This is a genomic window from uncultured Holdemanella sp. (assembly GCF_958348295.1).
In the GTDB taxonomy this organism is placed as follows: domain Bacteria; phylum Bacillota_I; class Bacilli_A; order Erysipelotrichales; family Erysipelotrichaceae; genus Holdemanella.
On sequence record NZ_CATVYQ010000057.1, the window covers coordinates 1 to 12,905 of the forward strand.

General features: G+C 32.6%; 9 protein-coding genes. 3 read left to right on the forward strand and 6 right to left on the reverse strand.

Annotated features, from left to right (window positions below):
* Positions 1 to 422 precede the first annotated feature (422 nt).
* From Q3907_RS09375 to Q3907_RS09385, 3 genes are all read right to left on the reverse strand, one after another.
* Positions 423 to 701 carry a type II toxin-antitoxin system Phd/YefM family antitoxin gene (locus tag Q3907_RS09375; protein WP_295644902.1) on the reverse strand — a complete coding sequence of 93 codons (279 nt, stop codon included), beginning with the start codon at positions 699 to 701 and terminating at the stop codon, positions 423 to 425.
* A gap of 590 nt (positions 702 to 1,291) precedes the next feature.
* Positions 1,292 to 1,972, reverse strand: coding sequence for a hypothetical protein (locus Q3907_RS09380; protein ID WP_301898084.1), 681 nt, complete (start codon positions 1,970 to 1,972; stop codon positions 1,292 to 1,294).
* Positions 1,965 to 2,393, reverse strand: coding sequence for a MarR family winged helix-turn-helix transcriptional regulator (locus Q3907_RS09385; RefSeq protein ID WP_301898085.1), 429 nt, complete (start codon positions 2,391 to 2,393; stop codon positions 1,965 to 1,967). Before Q3907_RS09385 ends, Q3907_RS09380 begins: the two co-directional genes overlap by 8 nt.
* A gap of 210 nt (positions 2,394 to 2,603) precedes the next feature.
* Between Q3907_RS09385 and Q3907_RS09390 the strand changes: the two genes are divergently transcribed.
* Entirely contained in the window at positions 2,604 to 5,303 is a 2,700-nt protein-coding gene (locus tag Q3907_RS09390; RefSeq protein WP_301898086.1) for an HD domain-containing phosphohydrolase, read from the forward strand.
* Positions 5,304 to 5,334: 31 nt separating this feature from the next.
* Here the strand turns inward: Q3907_RS09390 and Q3907_RS09395 are convergent, their stop codons facing one another.
* The 3 genes from Q3907_RS09395 to Q3907_RS09405 form a co-directional block, all read right to left on the reverse strand.
* Positions 5,335 to 6,600, reverse strand: a complete 1,266-nt coding sequence (locus Q3907_RS09395) for an ATP-binding protein (protein ID WP_301898087.1) — start codon at positions 6,598 to 6,600, stop codon at positions 5,335 to 5,337.
* Positions 6,601 to 6,807: 207 nt separating this feature from the next.
* Positions 6,808 to 8,340 (reverse strand): hypothetical protein, encoded by a 1,533-nt coding sequence (locus Q3907_RS09400; RefSeq protein ID WP_301898088.1) that lies wholly within the window; start codon positions 8,338 to 8,340, stop codon positions 6,808 to 6,810.
* Positions 8,328 to 9,458, reverse strand: coding sequence for an HNH endonuclease domain-containing protein (locus Q3907_RS09405; protein ID WP_301898089.1), 1,131 nt, complete (start codon positions 9,456 to 9,458; stop codon positions 8,328 to 8,330). The genes Q3907_RS09400 and Q3907_RS09405 overlap by 13 nt, the downstream gene beginning before the upstream one ends.
* Before the next feature lie 82 nt (positions 9,459 to 9,540).
* Here Q3907_RS09405 and Q3907_RS09410 point away from each other — a divergent pair, with 82 nt between their 5' ends.
* Together Q3907_RS09410 and Q3907_RS09415 are read left to right on the forward strand one after the other, a co-directional pair.
* Complete coding sequence (locus Q3907_RS09410; protein WP_301898090.1) at positions 9,541 to 12,399, forward strand: DUF3427 domain-containing protein; 2,859 nt, start codon at positions 9,541 to 9,543, stop codon at positions 12,397 to 12,399.
* Between the two features lie 4 nt (positions 12,400 to 12,403).
* The gene (locus tag Q3907_RS09415; RefSeq protein ID WP_295644069.1) at positions 12,404 to 12,790 is read left to right on the forward strand and encodes a (deoxy)nucleoside triphosphate pyrophosphohydrolase; all 387 of its coding nucleotides are present in this window, start codon (positions 12,404 to 12,406) and stop codon (positions 12,788 to 12,790) included.
* The last annotated feature ends 115 nt before the right edge of the window (positions 12,791 to 12,905 follow it).

Below are 12,905 nucleotides of genomic sequence, written 5' to 3' on the forward strand. Positions count from 1 at the left end.
TTTTTAAATTATTTATCTAACATCTGCACATCTAATTCATCTCATGACTAAAGTCCCGAGTGTTCTTAGATTGCATTATAAATTTTTGATTTTTTAATAAACAATTTACAATCCTTGAATAATATTCAGATAGTCCTGACATTGATCTACGCCCGCATAAATAATAATTTGTTTTTTATCCTCGTTGATTTTGTAAAATACCAAGTCCTTTTCGAGTATCAACACCTGATAGCCTTGTCGTTTTAAAACAGGATATCTAGGTATCGTTCCTAAATATGGATTATCTTCCACCAGATATATATTCTTTTCTAAATCATCTATTTTTTAATACAATATCCTCACCGAAATTTCTTGCGATATTCATTACAATTTTTCGAATAACAATATCTGCGGTATCTGTACGTACAATAGTATATTTCATTTTATTTTCCTTTTAACATAGCTCTTAAATCATTAAAAATGTCTTGAATAGGTGATACTCTTCCGTTCAAAACATCTTCATCTGCTTCTGCAAGCAATTTCAACAATTCAATTCTTGACTTCATACTTTTGTATTCATCATAAGATAAAGAAACCGTATCACCACGTCCATTTACTGTAATAATTACAGCTTCCTTCTCTTCCCGATATTGCTTTGAAATTTCATTATAGTGATTTCTTAAATCAGCAGATGGCCTAATAGATTCTCGTATATGATACATAACATCACCTCCATAATATATGTAAATTATATTATAATATGACTATACAATCCATTTACACCATCTTCTAACTGCTTGTTTTTATCCGAAAATAAGGCTTCCCTATTTGCATAAACTTTCCTTTATCGGTATAATACAGATACAGAAAGGCTACTGGATGCAGTGGTCACTCTGAATTGATAATGTCAAAAGACACTAGTAATCCATTGTGGTGATGTGAACTAGTGTCTTTTACATTTTTCTATAATCAATAATGTGATTCTAAGTATTTCTACTAGTGCCATTAAACACATGGCAACATCAATGTATAGATAAATATACATACAACACGTCCTCCTGAAAAAAATTGAAGGATCTGCCGAGAACTCAAGCAGATTTCTTTTTTTAATTCAGAGGGTTCACCGTTACTACATCCAGTAGCCAATTCCTATTATAAATGTCCAATGTGAAAGTATTGTGAATTCCAATAAGTTTGTAACGATTGTTCCTATTTGATCTAAAATGACCTATTTTCATTGAATTAGATGCTCTAAATTTCTAAATTCATATAGAAAAAGAGAACGTCGAGTAAGCGTTCTCTTGAAGAAATTCTAAAATAATAATTGCAATCCCATCATAATGACCCACATATAAGCACAAGTCTTAGGAATCATCAATAACCCAATCTTAGGCTTTGTCTTAGACCATAACGTAACCGGGATATAACAACCAAATGAAATAATAATAGCTACAACCATACGGTTTAAGTGTAAATCATACATATTCCCTGAAATTGCATACAAAAGAATTACACCAATTCCAGTTACCGCAAATACGGCATTACGAATTACAGAAAACTTCATGTTTCCTTCTTCTGAAGTCCAGTTATTTTGTGGTAAGAAACATACTACGATACGAATAATGGCTGAAATCCAAATCAAAGCTTCAATCCAAAGTGGAGCGGTTAATGTTGGGAAAGTTGATTTCCAAATAAATAATAAAATAATATAGAATACTGTCATTGTGATTGAAGATACCTGCAATCCAATACCAAGCTGTCTTTTGATTTTGTCATTTGTTCCATAAACAGCTCTTTTAATACGAGGAACCAAGTGGAATGCATCTCCTCCACATAATGTTAATGTTAATACGCAATATAAAATAAATAATGAATTTCCTTTTGAATATACAAAAAATAAGATTCCGGCAATTAAGTCAAAGATCAAATAACAAGCATCAAAAATTGCTTCCATCAAATCTGACATTTTAGGTTTATAGTTAGTTTTACTCATTTGAAATCATCCTCTCTGCATTGTTATACACTTTTTGAAATATATTCATAAACACTCTGATTTCTTCTTCAGTAAGCCCCTCAAATATATCTTGTGCAAACTCTTTTTGCGCCCATTTACCATCCTCAATTACTTCACTAGCCAGTTGAAGCAAATGAATGGTGACACGTTTTTTATTTGTTGGATCCACTCTTCTTTCAATCAAGCCACGATCTTCTAATACTTTAAGTGAAGTGGAAACATGAGACTTTGTTGACTTACGAATACGAACAATATCTGCAGCCGTGTTGTATTTTGGATTATTGTAAAGAAACATTAATATGTCATACTCCAACTGTCTTAAATTGTGTTTTTCACAAACTCCCGACATTTTCATCTCATAATATCTCGTTATCGTTTTATGTTCATCCCAAAAGTGCATATGCATTCTCCTTATCGTTCTATTTAGAACGATAATATTCTATAGTGCTCCATTAGGTTTGTCAACATTTTTATTGCGCCATTTCAAAAAAAATACTACTCTAAATATAGTGAAAGGAATTTGCTTATGCATACACAAAAATATAACTTTCAAACGATAAAATACCTCTTCTACATCTTAATGGCTGCAATTTTAGGATGGTTCCTTTTCATGCAAATATTTGGTGCCGACGAGCAAAAATATAACAACCCATCTGAATCCATCCTATATTCAGGCTCATTTTACTGGAATAAAGAAGATGGTTCTAAACAAAAAATAGATGTCCCAGGCACTTACGAAATAATGCCAGGCCAAACAATGGTCATTACCACAACACTTCCAAAAGATTATGATAATACTGCTTTTGCGATTCGTTCTTCTTTACAAGACGTTAAATTTTATGTAGGAAATAAATTGCGTGCACAATACTCCACAAAAGATACGCGAATGGCTGGCAAAAATTCAGCAAGTCGATATGTCTTTTGTCCTACATCTTATAAGGATGCAAAAAAAACATTACGCATTGAATTAACGACCTATACCCCTAATTATGCAGGCATTGTGAATGAGATATATTGTGGAAGTCAAGTCGAGATTTGGCAAGCCATATATAACCAATATGGTCTTCCAACATTGATTGCCTTCTTTATCCTTATTTTCGGCATTACATCCATCCTATTTGGAATTGCCCTAAAACACGTTTATCACACTAACTTTGACATGGAATACTTCGGATGGTGTATGGCTATGGGCTCAGTCTGGATGCTTGGAGAATCCAAAATACGACAAATTCTAGTTCCCAATGCTTCAGCATTAGCATCCCTTTGTTTTGTGATGATTATGCTTTGTCCTTTACCTATGCTCTTCTATGCCGACAATATTCAAAACGGAAAACATCGAAGACTTTATCAAAACATTGGATATATCATACTTTTAAACTTCACAATATCCTCCATTCTATATTTAACTAAAGTCAAAGACTACATTGAAACGTTGCCCGTTGCACAATTACTACTCGTCTTTGTGTTTATCCTAATATTCATTCATTTGATGCAATACATACGCAAAAACAAACAAACAAAATCCGACTACATTCTATTGATTGGACTCTTTCTAGTCCTAGTCTGTGTTGCCATTGAATCTGTATCTGTTTATTTTGTCGCAACTATTTCAGGTATTTTTATTGGCATAGGCATGATTATATTACTCTTCACCAATATTTTTCGTACCATCCAAAAGATTCATATCATAGAAGAAAACCGCCATCAAACGGAGTTGGAAATTGAAAAGAAAGAAAACAAAAAAATAACACTTCAAATGATGCAGACACTCTCTACAACCATTGAAGCCAAAGATGAATATACGCGCGGCCATTCTAAGCGTGTTGCTCAATATGCTACAATTATCGCAAAAAGTCTGGGTTGGACAAAAGATGAAATTCAAAACATTAAAAGCTGCGCATATTTACATGACATTGGAAAGATTGGTATTCCAGATCAAATTTTAAATAAGCCTGGCAAATTAACACAGGAAGAATTCAATTTAATCAAACAACACACCATCATCGGACAAGATATAGTAAAAGATGTAACGATTATTCCTCATTTAGATGAAGTCACAAGAAGTCATCATGAACATTATGATGGTACTGGCTATCCCGACGGACTAAAAGGCAATGAAATTCCTATTCAAGCTCGCATTATAGCTATTGCCGACAGTTACGATGCCATGAATTCAAGAAGAATCTATCGTAATGCCCTTAGTTTTGAACAAATCAAAGAACAAATCAAAAAAAAATCGGGCACTCAATTCGATCCAGAAATTGCAGAAATCTTTCTTAAACTTATGGATAATAAGTCATTGTTGAATTTAGAACTCGAAAATACTCAAAGCCATGAAAATACTATTGATAAATTTATATCTGATGTTGTATCCACCATTCAAGATCAGGAAGGCACTAAGAATTACGATTACCTTACAGGCCTTCCTGTACGTAATGTAGGACAAAAAATGATTGCATCATCCATGCAAAAAACAAATGGAAGCCTAATCTTTTTAGATATGGATAATCTAAAGAAAATCAACGATGTCTATGGACACAAAGCTGGAGATAGAGCACTAAAAAGCTTAGGAAAATTATTACTCGACATTCCATTAGATAAAATCACATGTCGTATGGGAGGGGATGAATTCCTACTCTTTTTGCCTAATGTTAGTTCTGAACGAGCTGAAAACACAATCTCAAATTTAATTAAGCAATTCAAAGAATCTATAGAAAAAGATAGTGAAACACACTTTGCAGCATTATCTGCCGGTATGCTCATGACCACAAAAAATGATAATTTTGAAGATGCTTGTTCAAAAGCTGACAAAGCCTTATATTATGTGAAACAAAATGGTAAAAACAACTATTCTTTCTACAATCAGATTCAACATAAAAATACATCCAATAATACGGCAGACTTAAAATTAATCGCAAAATCCCTACAAACAAGCGGAAGCTATACAGGCGCTTTAAGTCTAGACTTTAGAGAATTCACTCGACAATATGAATATATCCATCAATTGATGGTTCGCAATCAATGGGATTGTTATCTAATTATGGTTACGATGGAAACCGTACAAGATACACTTCCATACATTGAAGAAATTGAAGAAGCATTAACACATATGGGTGAAGCCATCCACAAAAACATTCGAAAAGTTGATGTTTGTACACGCTATAGTGCTATGCAATATTTGATTATTCTATCCCAACCAATGGAATCAGAAATTCCAAATATTATGACCCGCATTTTTATGCAGTACTATAAGCTTCAAAACAACCAAAACTTCACACCAACCTATGAATATATCACTATGAAGGATTAAAGGAGATCGACCACAAGCGTCAATCTCCCTTTTAATCTAATAACCACTTCCAAATTGGAACCACATCTATCTTGATTCCATCACAATTCAATTTTGTTTCCTCACTATTTGTGATGAGAAGACACTTTGTATTTGGAATGAAATCATTCAATTTCACAAATGCCCTAGTTTCACGTTCTAAAGTATCTACATTCTCTAATACTTGCATACTCACCTGTATTGCCAAATTTTCACTTGGAATATAAAAATCTACTTCGATATTATTTTCAAAGAAATACACATTTTCAAATCCATATCTTCGAATCAGCTCAACCGCAACCAAATTTTCCAATTGAGCTGTTTTACAATCCAACAACATCAATCCTAGTAACCCAGTATCCATGAAATAATATTTTGGTGATGTTTCTTTTTCAATAAGTTTTGCTGCATAATTTTGCAAAGAAAAAATAAGGTATGAATCCAACATATGCCCTACATAATTGATCACCGTTTGTTTTCCAATAGAAATACCAGCACTTTTCACTATATTCGTTAATCGATTAAAAGACAAAGCTTTCGTTACAGACTCCGCAATCTTCTTTAAAATTAATCGTACCGCAAAATCATTTGTAATTTTATTTCTCGTGATGATATCCTGCAAATATACAGTTTGATAAATATTATTTAAAAACACTCTTTTATTTTTAATATCCACCAATTCAGGAAAAGCTCCACACGTCACATACTGTTCATATTGACTAACAATATCTGCACGCTGCTTCGTACTCATTTGATCAAGCCGTACATTCTCAATATGATTTGCACTCAAATATTCCTTAAATGAATATGGAAATACATTCACAATCATGAATCTGCCACCTAAAGTAGAAGCTATTTCTTTGCTTAACATCTTACTATTACTTCCTGTGATATTGATTCGATACTTCATGTCCGCAACTCTACGAACAAATTTTTCCCAACCATCAACATTCTGAATCTCATCTAAAAACAAGTATGGTTTTCCTTTCGAACCAGAAAATTCAATACCAATCTCTAATATTGTATTTAAATCATCCACACCAACTTCCAATAAACGCTCATCCTCGAAGTTCACATATACAATTTGTGACGATGGAATTCCATCATTCATTAAGTTATGAATCTGTTGATACATCATATATGATTTTCCCGTTCTTCGAATACCGACAAAACAATAGTTTACATTTTCTTCTAGATCATAATCCCTAAAAATCAATGGATTATCAAGATACATCTCCTTCTGATCAATTATTATTTGTTTCAAAATATCTCGATTCATATGTACCAACCTCCTTTGCCTTATCATATGTAGATATTGTCTTACTCACAAGACAATATTAATACTTTTTTGTCTTATGCACAAGACAATATTTATATATTTTTGTCTTGTTCGCAAGACAAAAGCCTTCCGAATAAATTTGTATACTCGTAAGTATACTACTCGTGAGTATACATACATTCAACGATTCTTTCACTGTATATTTCTTTATTCTCCCAGTTCATCCAACATATCATCTACACCATCACGATAACTTTCATCATTATCATAACGATCCTCATCATAATCACCAGAATATGCATCATCACTTCCTTCATCATAAGATGAAGACGAAGAAGATGATGAGTTTGAACTTTGTCCCTCTTTCTTTTTACGTTTTTCTTCCCTTTCCCTAAATTCATTTTGTTCAGCTTTTCGTCTACTCTCAATACGATACTGCTTCTGTGCCATATCCCATTCTGCCTCTTCCTTTTTCAAAGACATATAGCCATATCCAAATAAAAGTCCAATAATGATCAAAAAAATAATTCCACCCTTACCATTTAACGTTTCTTCCTGTTTAATAGCTACTGAAGCCCTAGCTTGATTTACCTTTCTAGAAGATTGACTCACATGCCCACTACAAATCTTTGAAGATCTTGTTACACTCTTATTAGATGAAATGCCACCCTGATTTACCTTACGAATCTTTAAAGATTGTGCTTTAGACGGAGTTGTCTTCACCATTTTAGGTGATTCAACCATCACTTTCTTATGTATATCCAGCAATCTTCTAAATATAAAATGAGCCAACCAATTAATAAAGGCATCCTCAAAATCAATACTCATACATGTTAATACACTAAGAAACGCAAGTAGATCATCATCAAAATAATCATCCTCACACCAAGGCTCTTCATAAAGCATTTTTTGAACTTCATCCTCTGATTTACCATCATATTTTCGAATCAGCTCATCATCACTCATATCCAAGATTTTCTTAACTCCATCACCAACGATTTTCTTACGTGTTTCTATATCTAATTTCTTAGACTTCTTTCTCTCTGCTTTTTTAGGTAAATCAGGCAACTCTGTTTCATTCTTCTCAGTAATAGGTACATCTACACCATACTGCTGCATTACCTGTATTAACTCTTTAGTTAGTAAACCCTTTTTATTAGCCTGAATATATATTTCTTCATAAATTGGACAAAGACTACAAGCTTCACTAAACTTACCTTCGTCAATTAAAGAATTTAGTAACTCCATAAAACCATATGAACTATATCCCTTTATACACTCTTCACAAATTGAGGCATAAAAGTGTCTTAAATAAACAGGAATAAATACAGAAATATAAAAATCATTTTCTTTACATTGTTTAGAAACATCATCAATATGTTTCTTTATTTTACTTGAATCCAAAATCATACGATAAAGCATACTCGCCAAAGGATTGCACAATATACCAAAGTTCACATTCTGACAAGACTCTAACATTTTTTCTTTCACAAGTTCAATTTCTACATTAATCTGACTTGTACTTCCCTGCATCATTAATATACGAATCTTTTCAAGACTATCTATATCACGATTCAAATTATTCGTATTCATATTTGTAAAAGAAAGTTCAATATCTTTATATTCACCACAAATTAGTTTATTCTCTACATCCTTTACTAAACTTGAATACTTTTCTTTACACTCATTATAATATTCATACCAATCTAGAAACTCTTTTGAAATTATTATATTCTCCATTCAATATACCCCTGCATTCTAGCCGCCTCATACAAAGGATGCATATGCGCTTCTAACTTATACTTAAACTCATATTCCGTATTTTCTTTGACATACAATTCTTCAATAGCCCACAAAGACTGAAGATTCTTGGCATAGCACTTCTCAAATAGCTTATGTATTGAATCATATTCTACAACACTCTTATATAAGTCATACTCCATATTCGCCATCTTATTAAAGTACAAATCCCACTCTGGCAAATGATTACTCTTTGAGCGATTTGCGCTCGCATTGCTCGGTATCAAATTCCACATTTCATCATGTGCTACATAAGACCACGGAATGAAGTGATCCACATCAAACGTAGATTCTAATTTATTACCTGTATATATATCCACAATTTCTTTATTTGACACTTCAATATGCGCATTCCACAATTCACGAACTCTTTCTAAATGCCTTACATTATTCCTTTCATCATCCAGTTTATTAATAATTCCAGGCACGCCCGGATTGATCATTTGAAGAAATTGAATCTTATTATACTGAATCCAATTTTTAATGATCAAATAATTATCCATTAAGAAAGGAATCCAAGCTTCCTGCAAAACAACACACTTACCAATCCCAACTCCATTCTCAATAATATAAGGCAGATGAATTTCTTGATTCAATATTTGAATATATTCAATACGATACGCATCCCCTTTATCCTGAGTAAGTTCAGATGAAAAACTACTCAATAATTTATAGGGAACATTCTTTGCCAACTTTCGCTTATATTCCAAAACCAAATGATTCTGTTCTTTTAATACACTACGAATTTCATCTGGTTTAGAATTCTCATTTAAAGCCGTATTTTCAATCAAGACATCAATAGCTCGATTGATCGCATCTCTTCTTTCTCCTTCAATCATTGGGCCCAAAAACAAATGATACTGTGTTACTGTATACCAAGCTGACACAATCATTTCATCAAAGATTTCGTCAAATGAAAAACGATATTTTTTCAGCATCAAATTCATGATAGCTTCTAACCAATAAAATTTGTAGCACTGCGTAGGATGATCCAACATACTCCCAAAAGCTCGATAATCCAGTTCTCCAGAATACACATCGTTCTTTATAAATTCCATATTCATACCCATGTTCTTTCTACTAAATTATTATAACCTTTTCGATCTATGATTTCATTTTTATGCTGGTATAATATTAGGTATGAACTATCAAAATATACAAAGCGGACTATCCACCGCATTTCTAGACAAAAATATATCTTCCAACGTATTATATCGACCACAATTTATTTCAAACGATTATAAGAATGGAAGAAAAGTATTAAGCACCATTGAAGATGAACTATTACACTGCGACTCTTTTCTAATCAGTGTAGCCTTCATTACCATGGGAGGAATTACCCCCTTGCTTCAAACTCTTCGTACGCTAGAAGATAAAGGCATCAAAGGTAAAATTCTAACAACGGACTATTTAGCTTTTAGTGATCCAAAAGCCTTAGACAAACTAGCTACATTTTCCAATATTGAACTTAAGATGTATCTAGTGCCAGACTCAAAGAATGGTTTTCATACCAAGGGATATATCTTTCAATCCGATGAAATCTATAAAATTCTTGTAGGTTCTAGCAATATGACAAATACGGCTCTAACGACAAATCGCGAATGGAATACGAAAATTGTTTCTACAAAATCCGGTGAATTCGTTTCTGAAATGTTAGATGAATTTGAAGAATTATGGAATCACCCAAATACATATTCCTACAATGCATTTATTGGTGCTTATAGAGTGCATTATGAAGAATACAAAAAAGTGAAACAAAAAGAAGAAATTAAATTACCTTCTAAACAACTGATCCCAAATTCTATGCAACAGGCTTTTATTTCAAGTCTTAGAAATATCCGTAATTCTAACGAATCAAAAGCCCTATTAATCAGTGCAACCGGAACAGGAAAAACATATGCCTCAGCTTTTGCGCTGCAAGACCAAAATCCAAAAAGAGCCTTATTTCTAGTACATAGAGAACAAATCGCAAAACAAGCTCTTCAAAGCTATAAAAATGTATTTGGCAACACAAAAACATTTGGACTATTATCCGGAAATAGTAAAAATACCAATGTAGACTACTTATTCGCAACCATGCAGACAATGTCTAAAAAGGAAGTGTATTCTAATTTTGATCCAAATACATTTGATACGATCATCATTGATGAAGCCCATCGCATCGGAGCTAAAAGCTATCAAGAAATCATGGACTACTTTAAACCAAAATTCTGGCTAGGAATGAGTACCAGCCCAGAAAGAACGGATGACTTTGATGTATATGCAGCCTTCGACCATAATATTGCCTACGAGATTCGTCTTCAACAAGCATTAGAAGAAAACTTATTATGTCCATTCCACTATTTTGACATTACCGACTTTTTAACAAACGGCAACGAAACCGATTTTACAGACTTCAATTATTTAACATCCAACCAAAGAGTCGACTACATTATCGAACAAACCAACTATTATGGATATAGTGGAGAACGTGTTAAAGGACTCATGTTTTGTAGTTCAAAAAAAGAAGCGGCTGCCCTTAGTGAAAGATTAAATCTAAGAGGATATAGAACCCTAGCCTTGAGTGGCGATGATTCTCAAGAAAAAAGAGAAGATGCGATTGATCGCTTAATATCCAATACAAGAAGTGACTATCTACAATACATATTAACCGTAGACATTTTTAATGAAGGTGTGGACATTCCTGAAATTAATCAAGTTGTGTTATTAAGACCAACGCAATCACCCATTGTCTTTGTGCAACAATTAGGTCGAGGCCTAAGAAAATCAAAAGACAAAGAATATGTTGTCATTCTAGATTTCATTGGAAACTACAAAAATAACTTTATGATTCCAATCGCCCTATCTGGAGATCGTTCTTATAATAAAGACAACATAAGACGCTATGTACTTGAAGGCGAAAGAATCATTCCTAGATCAAGTACAATTCACTTTGATGAAATCAGTAAGAAACAAATATTTGCTTCCATTGATACAGCTAACTTTGCGGATATCAAACTCATTAAGGACAGTTATAAAAATCTAAAGAATAAACTAGGAAGAATTCCTACTCTTATGGATTTTGAAACCTATGGAGAAATTGATGTACAAAGAATTTTCGACAACAAATCATTAGGATCTTACTACGCCTTTTTAAAGAAATATGAAAAAGATTATAAAATAAGATTGAATGAACTTGAAGAAAGCTTTATTAAATTTATTTGTACAAAACTAGCCAATGGAAAAAGAAAGATTGAACTTGAAATATTAAGCAATATTTTAGAAGATAAAATTGATATATTCCCTAATAATCTATCAAAAAATGAATATACAAATGTAATCAATATTTTTACCAATGAATTTCCAACCGGTTCTGGAAAGAATACATTTAAAGATTGTATTTTTATGGAAGATAATAAAATTTCAAAACCATTTAAGACATGTTTAGAAAACAAAGAATTTAAATCCATGGTAAAAGAAATCATTGAATACGCATTGGATCAATATAACAAACATTATAAGAATACGTATAAAGATACAAACTTTGTACTCTACCAAAAATATACATATGAAGATGCATGTCGCTTGTTAAATTGGCAACACAATGAAGTTCCATTAAACATTGGCGGATACAAATATGATCAAACAACCAAAACATTCCCTGTCTTTATCAATTATGACAAGGCAAATGATATTCAAGATACAATCAAATATGAAGATCATTTTATCAATGAAAGTCAATTGATTGCGATATCCAAATCCGGAAGAACCACTAGTAGTGATGACGTACAAAACTTCTTATATGCCAAAGATAGAGGTATTGAAGTTCATTTGTTTGTGCGAAAAAACAAAGATGATAAAACAAGTAAAGAATTCTATTATTTAGGTAACATGCAAGCAGAAATTGATAAGACAAAACAATTTATGATGCCAAACACACAAAAAACAGCCGTCGAAATCTTATGGCAATTAGATACACCCGTAAGAGAAGACATTTATCGATATATTGTAGAGGAGTGATTTTTTGAAAACAATACACGTAGTAGCCGCCATTATTAAAGATGGTAATAAATTATTCGCCACCCAAAGAGGTTATGGTGAATTCAAAGACGGATGGGAATTTCCAGGCGGAAAAGTAGAACCGAATGAAACAAGTAGACAAGCCATTGTTCGTGAAATCAAAGAAGAATTAGATACAACCATCCAAGTTGAAGAATACTTTGATACCGTCGAGTATGACTATCCAAACTTCCACCTATCCATGGAATGTTTCATTTGTACAATTCTTGAAGGAAAACTAACACTATTAGAACACGAATCTGCCAAATGGCTTACTAAAGAAACATTAGATTCAGTAGATTGGCTACCTGCAGATTTAGGATTAATCAAGAAATTAAAAGGCATATTATAATCCCATACAACATTTTAAAACGCAAAAAAACGAGCATTTCATCTTTACATAAAGAATAAAGGTAATCCGCAATTAGATAGGGTCGACTAAAAGTTGGCTTCAAAAATTATAGGGT